The organism is Microcystis sp. T1-4, from assembly GCF_000297435.1.
In the GTDB taxonomy this organism is placed as follows: domain Bacteria; phylum Cyanobacteriota; class Cyanobacteriia; order Cyanobacteriales; family Microcystaceae; genus Microcystis.
Map to the genome: position 1 here is coordinate 1 of NZ_CAIP01000092.1, position 20603 is coordinate 20603.

Genomic DNA, 20603 nt, shown 5'->3' on the forward strand with positions numbered 1-20603 from the left:
GCAAGAAGTCTAATATACAGCAAGCTGTTTAGCCATATCGTCCGTCAGGTATTTATTGCCGGAAAATTATCCTGAAAGACAGCCTGTAGATTAGTTAACTTTTCAGAAAGGGACAGATTGCCTAAAATCCCCATTTGTGAGCCATTTTCAGCACCCCTGAAGATTTCAATAGGTGTCATATAACTAAGTTGTGCATACCCTGGATTACCATAAATCCGTGAAACAAAAAAGGGTTGTAATAATTCTGATCGTGAATCTGAATAATCGGGTTGACATCGATACTGTGATGGTGTTTTAGATTTAGAGGGAACATAACTGAAAGAAATATAACCTTCTTGCCGTTTCTGTACAAGAATTGGCTCGGTAAAAATGACTGAATTAGCAGCAATAATCATAGTAATTTTGGTGCGTCCTATAACCGTTGTCTGTTCTATCTTGGTTTCTGGTCCCCAATTATTGTCCACTTCGGTATTAAGTGAATCAACTAAATTAATTACACACCACCAAAAGCTAAAAGCCTTGTATTGTAAAAGTTTCAGAAAAAAGTTTGTGTAAATACTTTTGTTTAAGTGCTTATTAGAAGCAATCGCATATTGATTTCTGTCATTGCTTCCATCAATAATACTATCGTGGATATCTAAAACTGTGTTATCTGAGAACAGATATATTGAACTAAGAATGCTATGAGTGATTCTAACCTCTAAATTGACATCAATATTTTCAGATAATTCTAGCGTTTTAATGGCTGCTTTTTTATTCCATACCGTGCAATGACAAATTACCAACTGTAATTTTCCTACTACTGAGATCGTCCCGTTTAACCATAAACCATTCAGTACCAATTTAGAACCAGAATATCTACCAATAATATTCAAATTTCCTAATAAGCAAGGACGACAACCATCGGCTGCTTCAATAGTTAAACTGAAGGGAGTTTGACGTTCGACAAAAACCTCTTGAATAATCGCAAAGTTAGAATCTTCCTCAAGATTGTAAATACAATTATCAGAAATTGATATTATTCCGGGTAGATCACTTTGACTCCATGCTTGAATTGCTTCGGTTAAGGAAGAAAAAGAATTCTTATCCCTAGGAGCATCAGTCATTAATTGTGAAACGTTTCCTCGCCAAATCCCACGGACGTTCGATAAAGTTTGACGACGAGAATAAGAACCTCCACCAATCTCAGCACTAAATCCATAAGCATAATTAACCAAAACTTTATTGGTTTTAAGATTAGCAGGTAAAACCATCCGTCCACATTTAAGATCAACACAGATTGAATTATCTATTTCCTGAAGATTTGGCCATTTACTTAAATCGGTAACTTGCAAGGTTAAATTCGGATAATTATTAACATCAATAACAGAACCATTATCGAGAAAAATAAAAATTTGTAATGGAGGCCGATCAATCAAACCATTGACAAGAATTTCTGAGACAGTATTAGGTTTAGTTAGAGGCTGCAGATCAGACGGAGTTAAGGGAATGGGTAAGCTATTATTAACAGAAGTTTGATTATCTTGATTATTCGATGGTGGTTTAAATAAAGGACTATCAATTCCTAAGGGATTAAAGGTATAACAATTGTCTTGAATATGACGTGCTTGAGCGAACTGAATGAAAAAACTCCGCAATGGATAGAGAAAAATTCCGATATTATAGATATTATATTTTCCATTGGCAATAATTTCCAAATTACTCATTAATAAAGGATTACTACCGCCGACAGAAATATCTATTGTGCGAGCAAAGGGATCATTTATTGTATTGATTAATTCTAAGTTATTTAAAGAATGTAAATCTAGGGTTTTTCCCCTGTCGAGATTTATATTCTCTAAGTTTTGTGTGATTGATAACTTAACAAAATAAGGAATAATTTTTGCTGGTAAGTTTGTTGATTCATAAAGGATATTTTCTAGAGATTTTAATGTTCCTTTGCGACGACGATTTCGTAAAGTATTAGCTACCTGTAAACGAGCAGTACCGAAAAGATGGCTAGTTTGATCTGAAAATTTAGTTCCTATCAGTGTAGCTAAATAGGGAATAACCCAATCTTCACAAGTTTCAATAAACCAATTACTATAAAGCTCCTCGATATTTTGTTCAAGGATGTTTAACTCTAACTCCATAATATTTAGGAAGGCAAGCAGAGGAAAACCCTGCTCTAAATCTCGTTGTCGATAAAAAATAGGTAATAATTCGTAAAGGCGATTTTGGGTCATCGTGATTAGATCGTTTTTCTGGTTTTTCTGGTGCTTTTTTTGGTAGATGTAACTGTTCCCTCAACTTTCTTCACTGTCTTCAAGAGAATTTTTTCCCCAGAATCAATCAGCACGACAGAAGCTTGATAAGCTATAGATAAGTTATGAGTAACTTGAAAAAATATAGTCCATAATTTAGATAGTTCTTCTAAATTTAAGTAGATAGGTGTCAACCTGACTGTTTCAATTTGGTTAGCTAAATCTGAAGCGGCCAAATAACTATCACTTCCAGTTGTGCTAATAGTTTGACGAATTAATTCTGGTTTAAGAATTGGGGTGTCTGTCAATGCGGCTATCATCCCTCCCATTAACCTTTCTGGTTCTTGCTGTTGTCCTTTACCATAAAAGGTCAACAAGTAATCTAAATTGAGGGCATTTTGCCAGCGATCAACTAATGAGCCGTCCGATTCTGTGTGGGGTATGGGGAAAGATCGGTTGCGAAGAGTTGCATTTGCTTCTACTCTATAAAGATAGAGGTTAACCCCTACAAAACCGGGTTCAGGAGCTTGAGGACGACCTGTGGTAACTGTCGGTGCTGCTGATAGGTCAGGGACTTGCTGAATCGCTTGGGCGATTAAATCCCGAAAGGTGGCGGTAACTGTTGCGATCGCTAAATAGTTGCTCATAATGCTTATTTATGCTTCTGGGTCAGATTGTCCCCTCAACAGATTGAAAAATAGGGTTTAGCAGTTTCTTTTGTTTTGACCAACTATCTTCCCTGTTAGAATGATTAAAACTCTTCCAAGAATCTTCCCATAAAATTGTTTCTCTAGCCTCGTTCATTAATTCTCTGTGGGCTGAAAACTTAGGTGTCAGTGGAGGTAAAATAGTCGCTTTATACCCTAAAGAATGTTCGGCTAATCGCCCAAAAAAATCGCTCATTGCTCGATTCTTCCTAGATAATATTTACGTCTTTTGGTAGTCATTCCTAAGATAGTCTCTTCTGGCCAACCATAAGCTTGTGCCAATAAATGAACCTCCTCTAAGAGACTTTTTGCTTGAGTGCTGATTTCCGACCAGAGAAAAGCGACAATATCAAATTGATCTGACCAAGCATTGCGACAATTAGGACAATCTAAATTCAATAATAATTCGGACTGAGGATCACAATCAACGATCGCTTCTCCTAAAATTTGAATGGTTGTTGTTGTTAATTGTTCATTCTTTATTTCTTGACCATCTTGGGTTGCTTTAATAAGACTGCGACGGATTAATTGTTGACGGGCTTCTTCTAAATTGGAACTTTGAGAAATGGCTGCTAAATCTTTACTATTTAATAACCGAAAGGTTAACTCAATTCCATTATTCTCAATTGTATAACTTGTCTTGATCTCTGTTTCAGAGACGATACCAAGTTCCGCCACATTAAAAGTAAATTCTAACATCTCAGAGCATTGTGGGCATTGAACCGCCGCTTGTAGGTTTGTTCCTAATAACTGCTGATATAGAGTAAATAAACAGCGATTGCGTTGGCCAATCGTAAACTGACAAAGTTCTTCAAGGGTTTGCTGTGGTTGCGCTAGAGCTAAGAGGAGCAACCCCCGATACCACAGTGGTTGTCCCTCTCCTAACTCCCATACTCTCACTAAATCAAAAGCAGATATCATAAACGATTAACCAAACACAAAATGATTGGGTGATTTAGAGATACAAATCAACTAGCAGGCAGAACAAAGCTACCCTCAGTAGGTTCTTTAACGTTATAATCCCGTTCCCAACCTTCATTTTGTAAAGTTATGCTTTGAAAAGCAAATTCATTCCCCAACGAGTCTAAATCTGATAAGGCGACATACTCTGATACCCAACAGCGATAGACATTATAAGCAATGACTTTTTGTCCAGCTTCGTTGTAAAGTTCGATGATAATATCTTTACGAAAATCTTTGAGGGAAACAATTTGATTAGATTGATCGGGTCCTTTGGTAGAATTACTATAGTCCCAAACTTTATTCGCCCATTGTTCAAAGGTTACATCATGGGTGACACCTTGTCTGAGGGTAATTGGACCATATTCTGTTTGTCCGGGTGAAGGACGGGGGGTACTGGGGTCTCCCCCATAGCGAAATCTGACGACCTCTGTAGTACGCATTAAATTGGTCACATTATTGACTCCGGCAACATAAGTATTATCCCACTTGACCCGAAATCGGAAATTTTTGTAAGGGTCATAGCGATAGGTATTAACTTTAAATTGTGGCGCTGGCATGAAATTCTCCTGAAAAACTAATGAAAAGTTGAGGGATTTTTTCTTTAATTACTGATACAACCCTCAATTATTAGGTTGTTTGACCGGCCTGTTGTTGGATTTGGATCACAACAAACTCGGCGGGTTTGACTGGGGCAAATTGAACGAGAACATTAACAATTCCTAAGTCGATGTCTCTTTGAGTGGTTGTGGTTTTATCACAGACCACTTGATAACTGTAAAATGCTCCTTGGCGCGAAAGAGACTCCATAAAGCTACCGACGCTTAATCTCAAGGCTGACCAGAGGTTTTCATTATTCGGCTCGAAAACAGCCCATTTTGTGCCTTGATAGAGGCTCTCTTCAATATAAAGGGTCAATCTTCGCACGGAAACATATTTATAGTCACTATCAAGTATATCTGCTCCCCGTAAGGTGCGATCGCCCCAAACCACTGACCCGACAATGGGAAAAGTTCGCAAGCAGTTAATCCCCAAGGGGTTGAGTACACCATTTTGTTGATCGGTGAGTTTTAATTCTAAACTATTGATCCCCAAGATGCCTGCATCTAAGCCAGCCGGAGCTTTCCAGACTCCTCGTGTCACATCGGTAGCGGCATAAATTCCGGCAATAATGCCACAGGCCGAAAAGGTGTCTAATTGGTTTTTCATCATGGGATCTTCCTTGATCACACGAGGGAAATAAACCGCAGCATTAATGGTTTCTGGCCCTTCTATCCCGACCTGAGTGGGTTGTAACTGGCTGATATTGCCATTTTTTACCTCTCCTAGCCATGTCGTCGGCGGATCGACAATTAACATCGCCCGTCGTTCAAAGCAATAACTCAATGCTTCAGTATAAACTAGGGGATCAATATTGTTCTCCGCTATTCGTTGATCAGGGGGAATGCACATAATGTTAAACAGTTCTATTTTTTCTAGGGCATAGATTCCTGTTCTTTGATCTTGATCTCCAGTATAGGTTTCTACGGATAGATTCTTTCCATTATCCCCTCCTGCTACTTGAGAGGTTGCCCCACCGGGTGGCGTTATTGAGGGAAGTTGTGGTTGATTTTTAGCATCTAACGGAACTCGAAGGAGTTGGGATTCATGATTTAAAACTAGATCCAGTCGGTTGGGTGAAGGGGGGGTCGTCGTCTTGATGGTAACATTGGTAAATTGTTCAAAATCGGTTGTTCCATTGGGGTAAGTGATCTGAACCGTTAAATTAAATAGATCGTTTTTGTTCAAGCCATAACTGGCCAAATTTTCGGCAACTTTATCGGTAATGCCTTGTGTATTCACACTGGCTTTTAATTGAGTTCCCCATGTTCCGGGGTTAGCCGCTTCTAGGATGAGAGTTTTTTCGGCAGGAACAGCAGTAGCAGCAGCAAGAGGAATTGCCGCAAGAACCGCATCAAATAACCCTTTAACTGTTTGTCCTGAAACTCCTTGTGCCTTCGTTGCAGCATCTTTTATGAACTGATTATTTATCTTTTGGATTTCTGTATTAAGATTATCGACTGTTGGTTTAGTAGGATTGAATTTGTTCCCATCAGTATCAAAAATACTATCTAGTGCAGCTTGAAATCCAGAAGCAGGAGAATCATTAGCTGAACTAGATGAACCAATTAAGATAGTTTTTAGGATGTTCTTAACCTCTGGAAAAAGTTTGAGTTCGTTGAGTATTTCATCTTTAGCTAAAGCTTGTATTGCTGCGTCCAAAGCATCTTGAAGACTATTCCCCGTTACCTTACTAGCAACCTGTTGAGCGATTTTTTTAGTGTTAGAGTCGCTGATGGTAGAAACAGCACTTTGAGCAGCATCAGTTAATATCTTTACTGCTCCCTTAATGTCTGGGTGCGTTGCGCCAATTTTATCTGTTAAATTTTTAGCTTCAGTATTGCCATCAGTATCAAAAAGAGCATCAATCGCCCCTTGAATTGGACTTAAAGCATCTTTGATTACTTGCTCCGAAGGCTTACCATCAGTAGTAGATAACAAATTAAGGGTTAGAGTTGCTGTTGGGTAAGGAGGAGTCGTGTAAGTGTTATTCGTGATAGCATCATCAATGGCTGTTTTAACATCATCTGCTGTCGCACCAGATTTACCAGAGGCATCACTAGCGATTTTCAGCAAAATTTGCGCCACCGTTTTACCCGGTTCTTCTGTGTGCTTGTCAGCTTCTCCTTGAACAGCCGTAACTACATCTGTTGCCTTTTTATCTTCACCAGTAACTCCGTATGCTGCTTGTTTAACCGCTTGTGCAGCATTATTAGCCTGAGCCTTTTTAACTGGATCAATATCATTAAATGCGATCGCAAAATCGATTGTAGCTTTAACACTATCTGGTGTCGCACCAGATTTACCAGCGGCATTCTGAGCGATTTTCAGCAAACTTTGCGCCACCGTTTTACCCGGTTCGTCTGTCTGGTTGTTAGCTACATCTTGAACAGCCTCAACTACACTTTTTGGTGTTGTGTTCCCACCATCACCAGATAGTGTGCCAACCTCTCCTGCAGCACCAGCAGGATTATTTGATGCTGTTGTGTTATTATTATCAGCTGCTGTTTTAACCCCTGAAGCTGCTTTTTTAACCACTTGTGCAGCATTATTAGCATTTGTATTCCACTCATCTAATGTTAATGTTGTTTTTGGTTCAAATAAGCGCACAATTACAGCTTGAGAACCCCCATTAAGGAAAAAGTCTTGAACGGCATAACTCATGGGAAAATCATAGGCTAATCCCCCAAAAAAACGCTGATAATCCCCAAAGCTAAAAATAGTAATAGGCTCTTCAACGGGTCCGTACAAGGCTCGTCCGACAAAAGCGGTAATCGAAGTAGCAACCCCAGTAATGGTATGTCGTCCACTGGGTAATTCTTGAATATAAACACCAGGATAAGTGACTTGAACTGGCATAGCTCCCCCTCGGAACTGTATAATCAATAACTCATAGCCGTCAGTTTGTGCTAATAAAACTGAAAGTAACTAGAAATATAACCCCAAAAGCCATCTTTTTTGTATAAACTTGTCTTACTTTTTATTTGATTTCCTTGAAGAAAGATGAAGAAAGATGAAGAAAGTTTTTAAGAAATATTAAGTAGGGATTGCTGAATAAATCTAAAAACCTTGTTGGATAAGGCTTTTAGACTTTTTTGACCTCAAAAAGTGCCGACCATTGGAGGGATCGGGGGTAAAATTCAGGTACTTTTTCCCTGAAAATTAGGTAACTGACTACCTCAAAATCGGTAAAACCCCACACCCTACACCCTGCCCCTAGGAAAAACTTTTTCAGCAGACCCTAAGTAGAGTTTGCTGAAAAAGTAAGGGCGAAGCATTCGGATAGGAAATCTCCGGTTTCAGCGATAGGTTATGCCCGAATACTTCGCTCCTACAGGACGTGTGGGCCGATGAAGATGTAAGGTTTTGAAACATGATTCTCTCAAAATCTTGCACCTGTGGGAGGGAAAAAAGACCCTAAGACCCTTGCCTAGTCTATATTTCACATTTATTCAGCCAGCCCTAAGTAAGTTTTTGATAGATATAGAAAATGGAGTTAATGTGTATTTTTTCAATACTGGCGGTTTTGCCTTGGGCAGTAACACCCCCAAAAATATAGATTGAACCATCAAGGAAGGCAGTTCCCAAAGATTTTCTCCCTTCCTGGAGGGGGGCTGCTTGTCGCCAAATCTGGGTCTGAGCATCATAGACAAAGGTGCTATCCAGTTCACTCCAAGAATTTGTTCCACCAATGATATAAAATTGACCTGCGATCGCACTGATTCCCATGTGGCTCAGGGACATGGGTAAAGGCTTTTGTCTGAACCATCGCTCTTTTAAGGGAACATAAATATCACACCAAGGAACTTTTTTATCTCCCCACAGTCCACAAAACTTTTTTTTCTGTCCTCCAAACAGATAGATAGCCCCCTGATATTCTCCAATCCCAAAAGCAGATCTGGCTCTAGGCAGAGAAGGGCATTGTAACCATTGATTAGTTACTAAATCATAGACTTCATTAACACCAGTGACCAGATTGGGAAATAATCCCCAGAAACCGGATATCTGTCCTCCAATTGCATAAAGCTTCTGTCCCACGACACCAATCCCTAAATGACTTCTCGGCGTAGGCATTGGGGGACGATTGAGATTCCATTGATCGGATTCGGGGTCATATTCGTAGTGAAGTCCTGTCTTTTCACCCGCTTTCCTCCCTTCAATCACATATCCACCAATCACGTGCAGTTTGTTGTTTATAACCCCCACAGCAAAGGCTTTTCGTTTGGGATCGGGCATAGGCTTTTTTTCTTGCCAAAGTTCTAGAGCATTATTGGGTTGGTAAGCCCACAGTTCCCCTGTTTCCCACAAACAATAAATCTTTTCTTCGATTATCGTCGTATAGACTCGTCCGGCTTTGGGCATTGGGGGGGTAATCTCCTGCCAATTTTGGGGTCTTAATACAGGGACAGTGATGGAAAAACCTGTATAAGTATATTCTGGGGGAGGAATGGGACTAGAACCCAGAATCGAATATTGCGGAGGAACAAAACCGATATTTGGAGCTAGTTTATCGGGGGTAATAGCGTAATCGACTACTTGAGGGGTATCAACCAAATTAGGAGCTAATTCTCCATAAAGTCGGCCAACAGTGACATTACGACGAAGAAAGGTATCACTCTCTACCGCTAACATTCCTTCAACGGTTAAATCTCCAGTAATTGTCCCCCCACTTTTGCTTAACCAATCTCCGAGATTAGGAACAATATTACGCAGATCTTTGAGAATTTCTAAGGAATATGCTTGGTTAAATTGTAGGAGGGCTAAGGGCATATATTGATGTTCAATGCCTTGGGGTGGTTGAAATTTAGGGTTTGACTGTTCATCTACTGGCCACTCAATACTATTGTTGATTGTGCGTGCGGGTATCCACCAATAATCTCGTTGTTGATAAATAGCGTCTTCTTCAAATTGAATTTCTATTCCATCTTCAATTTCTAACCATCCTTGGCGAAGGGGAATAACACCGCTTTTTAGAGGGGATAATTGAACGTTTCCTTCTTTATTCCATCTCATTTGTTTTTGATCCCATCGTCTGACAAAAGGATATTTAGTACGATTACGTCCAAATTTGGCTGGGGGAGCAGGGTTAACCGTCAGGCGAGTTGTCGGAGAACTTATGTCCCCATCTATGTGTTGAATCTGGCATAAATGCTTGATTTGATTGGCTAAAACATAGTCATCATCAACAATTTCGATCCAGTCTCCATTTTGTAAAGCAGGTGTACCGGGGGGACTATTAATAATCGTAATAATGCTGGTTTCTTGTTTTTCGCTGGTTTCTATTTTTTGAATCGGATAAGTAATTGATCCATTTTCTTTCGACCATTTTAGGGTAGCAATTGGTCGTAAATAAAAGATTTGTTCTAAGGGATACTCCAAGTCATCAGTGAGTAAAATTTGATTATTTTCGGAGTTGATTTTCTGGATTTTGACGATTTTTTCTTTTGTTGATGAAGCAACTTTAAAGATAATTTCAAGCCATTCTTGGTTTTCCCAAAGCTTCAAATTTCCTTCGATTATTTTAAAGCAATTGGCTTCGATTAGTTTTCCTTTTAAGATGGGTAAAAATTCAGCAGAGAATAGGAGACATCCAGAGACAAAACCAGGATTATGAATTTCAATTCGATACAGATAATTTCCTTTAATGGGAATCTTATAATCATGGCGAGCTTTTAACTGACCACGTTGGCGATTTAATCTTGCTAACTGTCGAAATTTCTCAATCCATTGTTGTTGATTATTGTCATTTTCTAGAGCAAGTAATTTAACTTGACAAATAATTTTAGAGCGTCCTGTGGTATCAGCCCCACCCAAGGCAATTTCTCGAATATTTGGGTCGGAAATAGAGGAAATATAGCGTGACCAAACATCTAAATAAACTAAATAAATTCCCTGCAAACTTTCTAGATTAGGTAAAGCACTATGAGGCAATTCTAGTTGTTCGGTTAGCAAAATATCGGCTTCATTTTCACATAAAATTCCTCCCGTATAAGCAACACCATGACTAATAAAAAGAGGCTGAATGAGCCAAATAGGAGGAGAATATCGTTTCTCTAAATTGCCATTTAAGTTAGTTGAGATAATTTCTTTATTTTGTAAAAGTGACCAGTGCGGCTGTTTTTGTAAATGCTTTAATTTGAAATTTAATGAATTTTTTTCTAATGCTTCTCTGTTCAAAATTTCTGATATTAAAATATCAGCGATTAAGCCATCAAAAAAGTTATCGGGTTGCTCATTTAACCATTGTGCGCCAATTAAAAAGGGAAGATCAGAAGCTTCTTGATAATCATTGAATTGGTAAGAGGTACCGACTAGCTGATCATCGACAAATAAATAAAGATTATTACCAATAGAAACTACGGCAATATGGACAAATCGCCCTAATTCAATAACTTTAATAGCTTCTAAGGAACGGAGATAAATGGCATCTGAATAGTCAAGGGTATTTTCTCTCACTAATTCAGCATTCTGTTGATCTAGTAACAATTCTATTCTTTGGAAAACTACCGTCCCATTGGGTTTAATAAAAAGACGATATTCTCCCTGATAATCATTACTTTGGTTAAGATTCAATTTACTTAAAATTGTGCCGCCATTACCCTCCCAACGGGGACAAACCAAAGCTTCAATCACAAAACTATCGCTATTCGCTAAAGAAAAGCGTGATCCTAGATTGAGATAGTTAGATTTACCATTAAATTTGAGACAATCTTGTTTAAATATGCGAAAACCGCCATTTTCGTGGGGGACAGCACAATCACCGATGAGATAGCGAATGGCTGACTGCTGATTATGAGTGATACTCTCTATCGCCTCATTCCAGTCCGCATCTAGCTGAACGCGCCCCTGTTGCATAAAGACGCGATTGTAACCCTTACTCGCTTTAAATGTTGACCGAGAAAAATTTCCTTCCATATTCTTGATTTTGTCTAAAACTGGTAAAAGTATATCATCTTAGAGGACTTTCCCAACTACGCTAATTTCTTAGCTATTATGATGAGGAGAAAAGTTGATAAATCATAAGTTTACAGCCATATTGTCAATAATTTAATGTGTCACTCTTTCATAATCAGCGTTTCTAGGGTCAACACTCGATGGTTGAGTCGTTTTTGACCACCGAGTTAGTAGTCATCTAGTTCCACTTCACTATCAGATTCACTGTCACTCGAATCTGGATCGAGATATTCCTCTTTTAACAGTTGGCCAATAGACGCTACCATCTTCTTTGAACGATGTTTTTCGTGGGTATTTGCACCACTTAAGTCTATTGTTTCCATTTTTGGAATCTTTCCTGATGGTGTATTGACCAACTTCCAAAGATCTTGCGCTGCTTTTTGTCTATTTTCTCCTTTTCCCGCTATTTGAGAAGAAGAAGTTGTCCCCTTTCCTATATTGTAAACTGTTGCTGGATTAAGTTCCATCCCACGCCTTAAGGCATCAAGTCTTTTTGTTTGATTTTTGTTGCTTGAGGAGGACTCTTTCCACGCTTTACGATAGGCCTTAAGATAGGCTGTTCTTTGTTTTCTTGTCTCTTGCTGCCAATTTGTTCCTCTCTCTCGAAAACTATGTCTCATTCTTTTGTTCATCACTCGTGGTCTCGGGAATGCCGCCGTACCTCTCAGAAGTAACGGATCTATGCCAGCCTCTATCGCTGCTTGTAATGCTACTCTTTTCGTAATATGAGCCATAGTATGGGGGCCTTGTTGCCGTTTTCCTATGGCATATCTGTAACCTGTTGTAGCTCTTTTGTCATAAAATCCTATCTTGCCTGTTGACTTTCCGTGTCGATCAAGAATTTTCTTCAACCGTTTTTTGTGCTTTTCTGAGTTTGAGTGAGGCATATTCAGGGATACTTCCTTGTTAAGATTAAGTAGAATGGGAAAACTGCTATAAGTTACATATCTTTATGTATTTACTTGATTATTGATAATTTATAGCTTACTATAAAAACGTTAACAACTAATATAAATTTATGTCTGGCGGGGAGAGCATTTCCTGGCAACAAGCCAATTTTAACTTTCTGATGGCAGCAATCGCTTCTATCCGACAGCAAATTAACCGATATATTGCCTTTTTGGAGGATAAACGCTGGGATGAGCAACAGCTAGAAGCAACATTTGCTCAACTTAACGAAGCCAAAGAACAAATGCCTTCGGCTTCGGCTTTAGAACATCTCTACCAAACCTTTAATCTTGAACCCTTTGAAATAGAGCTGCTCCTACTGTGTGTAGCGATGGAACTTGATCCCACCTTTGCTCAATTATGTGCTGATGCTCAAAAAAATGACAATCTTAATTATCCTACTTTTTCCCTCGCCTTAGCCGTCTTACCCGAAGCGAATTGGGAAGCTATTTCTTCGACGGGTTCTTTACGTTATTGGCATTTAATTGAAGTACAACCCGGACCCACCTTACTCACCAGTCCCCTCACCCTTGACGAAAATATTTTCCTCTATTTGATGGGATTATCTTTTATTGACCGTAGATTAGGAGAAATTATCAAACCTCTTCCCACAGAAGAGCGTTTTGCTCCTTCTCATCGCCATTTAGCCCAACAATTGGCCGCCACATGGATAGAAGGACAACAACAAAAACAATATCCTTTATTGCAATTATCTGGGGATAATCTGGCCGCTAAACAAGCGATCGCAGCTAAGACGGCCGAAAAATTAGACTTACGCTTGGCGCGACTCTCAGTCTCAACGCTTCCGAGTAACCCTGAAAGATTAGATTTGATCGTGCGATTATGGGATCGAGAGGCAATTTTGTTGGGAAAAGGTTTATTAATCGAATGCGATCGCCTGACCGAAGACAGCGACACATCCCAAACTGAAGCCTTATCTTATTTTTTGGAAAATAGTGCCAGTTTCTTAATCCTATCGAGCCGAGAGCGGGGTTTATTAACCGAGCGACCGATGATTACTTTTGATGTAGAAAAACCCACTCAAAGCGAGCAAGAACAACTCTGGAAGATGCTTTTTAGTGAAATTGATCTAGATTTAAAGGGACTGGCTAATGAAATTGTCTTTCAGTTTAATATGAACTATCCCAACATTTATGCTACTTGGACAGAGACTTTAGGTAAACTCAGTCAAACTGAAACCGAGACATTTACTGTAAAAGAAGTTGCCCAAATACTTTGGGATACTTGTCGCCTACAAGCAAGACAAAAATTAGATGATTTAGTCCAAAGAATTGAGCCTAAAGCAGGTTGGGGTGATTTAGTATTACCCGAAACTCAGAAGCAAATTCTAGAAGAAATCGCCCTAGAAGTACGCCAAAGAGCCAAAGTTTACCAAGATTGGGGATTTAATCAGAAAAGTGAGCGAGGACTAGGAATTAGTGCTTTATTTACTGGCTCAAGTGGAACGGGAAAAACCCTGGCTGCTGAAATTTTAGCCAAAGAATTATGTTTAGACCTTTATCGTATTGATTTGAGTACCGTCATTAATAAGTATATCGGCGAAACTGAAAAGAACTTACGACGAGTTTTTGATGCGGCTGAAGCTGGGGGTGCTATCTTATTATTTGATGAAGCGGATGCTCTTTTTGGTAAGCGAACAGAAACCAAAGACTCCCATGATCGCTATGCTAATATTGAGGTTAGCTATTTATTGCAGAAAATGGAAGCCTATCGAGGATTAGCTATTTTGACTACTAACATTCCTGAAGCCTTAGATCGTGCCTTTAAACGACGTTTACGGTTTATTGTTCAATTTCCCTTTCCTGACTTTGCTCAAAGAGTGGAAATTTGGCAAAAAATGTTTCCACCACAAATGCCCCAAGCAGATTTAGACATACAAAAACTAGCGCAATTAAATGTATCTGGGGGTGAAATTCGTAATATTGCTTTAAAAGCTGCTTTTTTAGCCTCAGAAAAAGGACGTGCTGTTAAGATGACTGATTTACTACAAGCGGCAAGAAGTGAATATCGTAAGTTAGAAAAAACCCTAACCAGTGATGAAATTAAAGATTGGTTGTCTTGATTTATTCTTGCGGAAGCATTATACTTTCGTAATTTGCAGAAAACTTTCTTGAAAAACCAAGAGTAACAACTGAGCCGGAACAATTTCTTGTAATGCAATGTTCCATTCAGCCAATTTTGCCTGTAGGGTAGGATAAATTTGTGGGTAATCGCCATGAAAACAAAGTGCTTCTAAGTCAACAGCTAAGACACCAGTAATACTCTGGATGGTGGCAATAATAGAATCGGAAGTAATAGTTTGTCCAAAGGTTTGTTGCTGAAAACAATACTGAGAATTGAAAGTTTCTTTAATCTGAGATTTGATACTTAGAATATCGGAATTTTCAGCTATGATTACCTTGACTTGGAACTGAAAAAATAAGGGTACAAAAGATTCAATTTGTATCGGTTGTGAATGAATACTTAATTTTTGAATTTCTTGATATAAATCCTGACAAAGCTTCGAGTTTTTAGAAATCTGAACACCGTTATTAGCAGCAATAGTAAGATGAATTAATTGTTGATGTCCATTCCACAAAACTTGTGCCTTAGCTTTAGCAATACCGGGGAAAGTAATCGCCAAATCTTCATAGTCATTTAAGGAAACTATCCGACCTAAAGTTCTCACAAATAGAGGTGCTATTTGCCGAATATTGACCATTTTTTCGGGATTTCTACCCCCAGACGCAGGAATCGGATTAATAACTTTATCCACTCCTGGTTGGCGGTTAGCCATAATGCTTAATTGTCCCCTATCAACGTTCCCATCTTGACCAATACCTGTACGATAAGTTGCCAAGACATTTTCCCGTCCTGTGGGGAGACGAGCGCCTTGTTTACCATCACCAAATGTTATGGTAGCTTTTCCTTGCTCGGAAACTTGTAGTAAATAATCATGGCTATCAGTAGTGGAGTTAAATAAATTAGAAACTTGATGCCAAATAATTTCAGTATGATTGACATTAGTAAAGTTAAAATTTGATTGTCTTTCTACTGCTATTGTTAAGGTGCTAAGGTTTTCTATCCCGTTAGGGTTAGGAAGAAAAATTAAAGGATGTCTTTGTAATGTAAACTTTTGATTTTTTTGGGCTGAATTACCACTTCCTAGAATTTCATTATGGATAGTTTCCCCTTGGGTAGCTCTGGCCACATTCCCACATACTGTTACTGTTTTGTCATCATAAACAAATTCTAAAGACTTAGTTAAACTCACGATTGTATGATTATTATTTTTGTTAATTACATCTGCAACAACTGTAATTTCACTAATTGAAGAAGAAGAATTAACGGCAGATTCGCAAATTATTTCATCCGATTGAGCTATCAATTTAATTTCGGGACTATCGGGAGATTGCAAAAACCAGTAATACAGATGTGCATATTGTGGATGAGAAACTGGAGCTTTTAGCACTTCAAATTGAGGAGTATATTCTACGATTAGTTGTCTAAAATTTTGCCGAATTAAGAAGGTATTGCCGTGATTATCTGACAATCTCCAACAGCGATCAACTTGTTCCACCTTGATAGTTGTACTAGGATCTAACGATTGGTTATTATCTTGGAATATTTTGTTCAATTGCTCAGTAATAAAACCTTGATTTAATAGTTCTTTAAATTCCGAAGGTATAGCAAATAATTGCTGTTGCTTAAGTGGAGTTGGTTCTAAACTTTCGGCAGATTGTAAATAAGCAGTTGTTCCTGTTCCAACATAAAGATTATTTTCGCCATCTAAAGTTAAGGTTTTGATATTGTTAGAAATACCTAAAGGCCAAAATATCCATGTTTCCCCTTGATTGAGAGAATAAAAAAGTCCTCCCCTTTCTGTTCCAGCATAGAGGATGTCTTGAGGAGAAATTAGTAAACACTGAATATGTTGATCTGAGAGTCCGAAATTTCTTTCTTTCCAAGTTATACCTTGATCAGAAGAATAAAAAATTCCTCCCCCATCAGTTCCAGCAAAAAGCTGTCCTTGAGAGTCACTTACTAAGCTTTTAATTTTCCAAACGTTTAATACTTGAATGACAGCTTGTTCCTCTAATTTTGGAATAGTACAGCGATAGACTCCCTCTTGATTAGTTCCCACATAGAGATAGCTAGGAGTCCAAAGTAAAGCTGATATTTTTTGATCGCTAAAACCGAGAGAAATCCACTGGGAATCATGATAATAAAAAACCCCTTTTTCTGTACCACAATACAAATCTCCTTGCGGACTGAATATTAAACTTAAGACAGGTTCTTTTAAATTTCCTAAAAGACTCCATTCATCCGTTGATGCCTTATAATAATAGACTCCATCTTCAGTCGCAGAGACTAATTCTTGAGAGGAACTTAGCAAAATTTTGGTAGCTTTTATAATATTTTTACCAAGTCTTGACCATTGGTTACTTTTATAGATAAAAATCCCGATTTCTGTGGCTGCAACTAAATTATTATCTTGATTAAAACTTAGGAATTCCACTGAGAAATTCTCTAATCCTAACAGATTCCATTTTTTATCTTTATTGTGATAAACTCCCCCTAAAGACCCAATAATTACCGCTCTAGGTCTTTTTCCCGTAATACTCAAAGTTTGTCCTTTAGCTAAACCTAAATTCTCACCATTTAGGTTAATTTCTAATCCTTTTACTAGGGTAGGAGGTGATGAGGAAGACCCAGATAATTTAAGAGATATTGTTTGTAGAAAAACTTGGGTATTGCGTAAATTAAACTGACTGAGCTTTGGCGTTTCATGACTATCAATTTCAAGACGGGTAATTGAAGTTTTAAGTGTGAAGTCAGAAGCTACAAGATTGAGAACGGTTTTTACCCGATAAATACCTACGATTGGAGTCGGTAATTGCTGTCTCAGAATCACAAAACTTCCCGGAATAATTGAGGAATAAACTTTATCTAAGTCAATATAATTATCCAGCAAATAAAAGTTAGGCCAGTCTTGATCTTTAAATTCACCTAAAGGAGTAGCGATCGCAACTTTATTTTTACTATTAGTTGCTACAGTTTCGATATTTTCAACTTGATCAAGTAATTGCCATTGGTTGCCATGATTGTCACTTGAAAACAATCCTTGATTCGTTCCTGCTAACAAAATGATCTGGTTTTGATTTTGTAATGTCCCTAAAGAACTGACTACAATCTTACCCTTAGGAGATTCTAAACCATTATTAACTAACTGCCAATTATGGCCATTATTTTGAGACCGAAAAATCCCTGCTTCTGTCACTACAAAAAGATAGCAAATTTGACTTTGAGGCTCTTGATAGTGAATAATAGATTTAATAGTAATCGCCGTTTCTGTACTGGGGAGACAGTTATTCAATCTTGGTAATTTCGCCGAGGATGAAGCGACTTGTTTCTGATAATTTGGTAAACCTTTGTTGAGCGATCGCCAACAATTTCCTTGATCAGAAGATGCAAAAATACCTAAGTTTGTTCCCGCATAAAGGTAGCCATTAACAGGATTAATGGCTAGGGCATAAATAATCAGAGAAGTTTGTCCCGTTTGTTCGTTATAATGAGGTAAACCTCGATTAGTCGGTTGCCAACTTCTGCCACCCATTGTTAACCTAAAAATGCCATTATCTGTCCCGACAAAAAGAGTGGCTGGTTTGGATAAATTATGGTTATTCCAAGCTATTGAACGAACACTTGTTCCAGGCAGAGTAGCATTAACTAATTTACGGTTGGGTTCTGTTTCTACTATCGTTAATGATCCTTGAAGACGATCCCAACTTTCTCCCCCATCAACGGAACGAAATACCCCCCCATTCACAGTACCTACCAGTAATTGTTCGTCAGAGGTTAGCAATAGGGAAAAGATCGGTTGTTGGGACAATCCCCCCGTTATTTTTCCCCAATGATCGTCTTGATTTTTTTTTCGATAAAGTCCCTTATTTGTGCCTAAAAATACTGTTCCGTCGGTAGTAATTACTAAGGTTTGCCATTTGAGATCGGGTAAATTGGTATTATTACTTACCCAAGATTGACCCCGATTATCGCTCAGAAAAATTCCCCCTAAACGAGTGCTATATTGCGCTTTAGTACGCTCAGGAAGACTATTCCAGAAGGGAGCATTGTGGCCAAATAGTTTGGCTTGTTGTTTAAAGGTAAAGGCTTGGGGTAAACTGTCTGGTGTCGGGGATAAGGGTTTTCCTTGAGTTAAAGGGGTTTGCCATAGTGCTAGGGTGTAACCTTGGCTTTTATTGACCTCTACCTCGTGTAACAGGCGAAATTCTGCTTCTGTTTGGGGCGATCGCTGGTCAGAATTTTTTCTTAATAACAGGAGAGGACTATTGGGTTTTAATCCTGTGGTTGTCCCCGCAATGCGGATTCCTGTCGCACCAGAATTGAGGGTTATTTGAGGATAAACGGTCGGCTGATAGATTTTAATGGCATTCCAAGCGGCTCGGGCAACAATGCTTTCGCTGGTTTCAAAAATAACGGGTTTTTGATTTAGTTTAGGCAGACTTTGAACGCGGGTTTGGGGACCGGCGGGAATGATAATTTCAGTGGGGATACCTTGAGCAACTCTGAGGGTAAAAGCAAGGTAAGTAGTAGCACCTAAACCGGGATCGGGTTGATAACCTAAACTGCGGACTAATTGTTCTACGGAGAAACTTTCGACGCTGGTGCTTAAATAGCCTTCGTTGATAATGCGTTCGTTATAAAAGGTGAGAATGTCCCCTAAAACTGCCCAAATTTTCAAGAAAGCAAGAACGATATCATTAGGAACTAATCTAGATGTATTGAGATTAGCGAGGGGTTGCGTGACAAAAAGTTGCTCGTTGGTAATGATTTCTTTGGGAGCTTGCGCTAACATCCATAGCAAAAAGGTGCTGTAAGTTCCCGCTCGATATTTGAGTTGCGTTAGACCAGGGGGATTATAACAGGTTAAATTCTGTAACCAAAAATAGTCATCATTTTTCAATGAATTGCGCTCTCTTAAAAGATGTTGAAGAATCAAGCTAGTGTCACCGAAATCCATAGGTTCTCACAACTGTATGATTATAAGTAGTCCTGCAAAATTAATTTCCTAGTGAAGATAGGCAAGAGGCAAGAGGCAAGAGGTGGTTAGATATGTATAATTAATTTTGCTTAGGTACTTAAGCAGAATTTATCGCTTTCAGAAAATAGGAAATACGGAAGAAAAGGAAACAAGAATAACAATTAACACCATAACCCCGTATAACTCTGAAAGAACTAATTGTTATTTACTCGCATCTTGCACCGTAAAAGTTGATAGAAGAAGCGATGGCTAAAATCCTTATCGGATCGGGTTTGGCACAAGTTATCTTCTTTAGACATAGAACTATGAACAAACAATTAATCAAAACCCAAACCACTCTTTATCACTCTTTCTTTTCCTCATTTTCTTCATCAGGTTCACGTCGGCTTAAATTTTTATTGGCTTCCTTTATTTCATTTATTGGCCATTGTCCCGTTGTCGCCGCAATTCGCGCTAGACGCATTTCTTTTCTTTGCCTTTCATCAACAGGTACAGTTATGTTCGAGAGTCCATCGGCATAACTTAGTCTGTTCATATTCCTTATCATGAGGTTGTACGAGTCATCGGCTATCTGGTTTTCTCTGCTACCCCTGTTTTTTTGGAAACCTAAAAGGAAAGCGTATGCTAATTGGTTCATTTGCACAGCACTACTAACATCCCCTTCTTCTAAGAGACTTCTTTGAGTATCACGATATTGTCTTGAATTCATACCTGATTCATCAGGGTCGTTTTTAGTACCCGTTCCAATATGAGATCTATGAAAATCTTTTACTTCCTGATATGCAGGTGCTTGATTTTCCAGAAATCGAGCGCCGACTGTTCCTCTTCTCTCGCCTGATGTTCGATTAATAGGCTCAAAGCCCACTGAGTGTTCTGATTCATGTGTATTACCTGATACACGAAAACCAAAATCCCGGCTTAGTCTTCGCTGCTCACGGCTTCTAGCACCATGTACACCAAGCTCAAAACTCTGTCTTCTTCCAACAGAAGGTGCAGAAAACCTTGACTGTTGTTCCTGTAGTCTCTGTAGTTTCTTGGCTTTTCTCCTAGATGAACGTGATCTTCCTGGTGGTCTATATCTCCCCATAATCCGCTACTCAACTTGTCGTCAATGACCGCTAACTACCT

General features: G+C 38.7%; 11 protein-coding genes. 1 reads left to right on the forward strand and 10 read right to left on the reverse strand.

Annotation, left to right across the window (positions count from 1 at the left end; all coding sequences use genetic code 11):
* Positions 1-44: 44 nt before the first annotated feature.
* The 8 genes from MICAI_RS04890 to MICAI_RS04925 form a co-directional block, all read right to left on the reverse strand.
* Positions 45-2225 (reverse strand): hypothetical protein, encoded by a 2181-nt coding sequence (locus MICAI_RS04890; RefSeq protein WP_008198631.1) that lies wholly within the window; start codon positions 2223-2225, stop codon positions 45-47.
* Positions 2226-2230: 5 nt separating this feature from the next.
* Positions 2231-2890: a DUF4255 domain-containing protein gene (locus MICAI_RS04895; protein WP_008198634.1), complete on the reverse strand. Its 660-nt coding sequence runs from the start codon at positions 2888-2890 to the stop codon at positions 2231-2233.
* A gap of 22 nt (positions 2891-2912) precedes the next feature.
* Positions 2913-3146 (reverse strand): hypothetical protein, encoded by a 234-nt coding sequence (locus MICAI_RS04900; protein WP_008198637.1) that lies wholly within the window; start codon positions 3144-3146, stop codon positions 2913-2915.
* Positions 3143-3871: a T4 family baseplate hub assembly chaperone gene (locus MICAI_RS04905; protein WP_008198638.1), complete on the reverse strand. Its 729-nt coding sequence runs from the start codon at positions 3869-3871 to the stop codon at positions 3143-3145. Before MICAI_RS04905 ends, MICAI_RS04900 begins: the two co-directional genes overlap by 4 nt.
* Before the next feature lie 47 nt (positions 3872-3918).
* Complete coding sequence (locus MICAI_RS04910; protein ID WP_008198641.1) at positions 3919-4470, reverse strand: phage tail protein; 552 nt, start codon at positions 4468-4470, stop codon at positions 3919-3921.
* Positions 4471-4540: 70 nt separating this feature from the next.
* A complete protein-coding gene (locus MICAI_RS24865; protein WP_008198642.1) occupies positions 4541-7369 on the reverse strand; it encodes a phage tail sheath C-terminal domain-containing protein in 2829 nt (942 codons plus the stop codon).
* Between the two features lie 603 nt (positions 7370-7972).
* Positions 7973-11425, reverse strand: a complete 3453-nt coding sequence (locus MICAI_RS04920) for a DUF6519 domain-containing protein (protein ID WP_008198644.1) — start codon at positions 11423-11425, stop codon at positions 7973-7975.
* Positions 11426-11631: 206 nt separating this feature from the next.
* Entirely contained in the window at positions 11632-12351 is a 720-nt protein-coding gene (locus MICAI_RS04925; RefSeq protein WP_008198646.1) for a hypothetical protein, read from the reverse strand.
* 131 nt (positions 12352-12482) lie between these two features.
* Here MICAI_RS04925 and MICAI_RS26845 point away from each other — a divergent pair, with 131 nt between their 5' ends.
* A complete protein-coding gene (locus MICAI_RS26845; protein ID WP_008198649.1) occupies positions 12483-14495 on the forward strand; it encodes an ATP-binding protein in 2013 nt (670 codons plus the stop codon).
* Between the two features lie 18 nt (positions 14496-14513).
* On the opposite strand, the gene MICAI_RS04935 is transcribed toward MICAI_RS26845, so the two are convergent.
* Positions 14514-19454 carry a putative baseplate assembly protein gene (locus MICAI_RS04935; protein WP_008198651.1) on the reverse strand — a complete coding sequence of 1647 codons (4941 nt, stop codon included), beginning with the start codon at positions 19452-19454 and terminating at the stop codon, positions 14514-14516.
* A 364-nt stretch (positions 19455-19818) separates the two neighbouring features.
* Positions 19819-20562, reverse strand: coding sequence for a hypothetical protein (locus MICAI_RS04940; RefSeq protein WP_008198653.1), 744 nt, complete (start codon positions 20560-20562; stop codon positions 19819-19821).
* Positions 20563-20603: the final 41 nt, after the last annotated feature.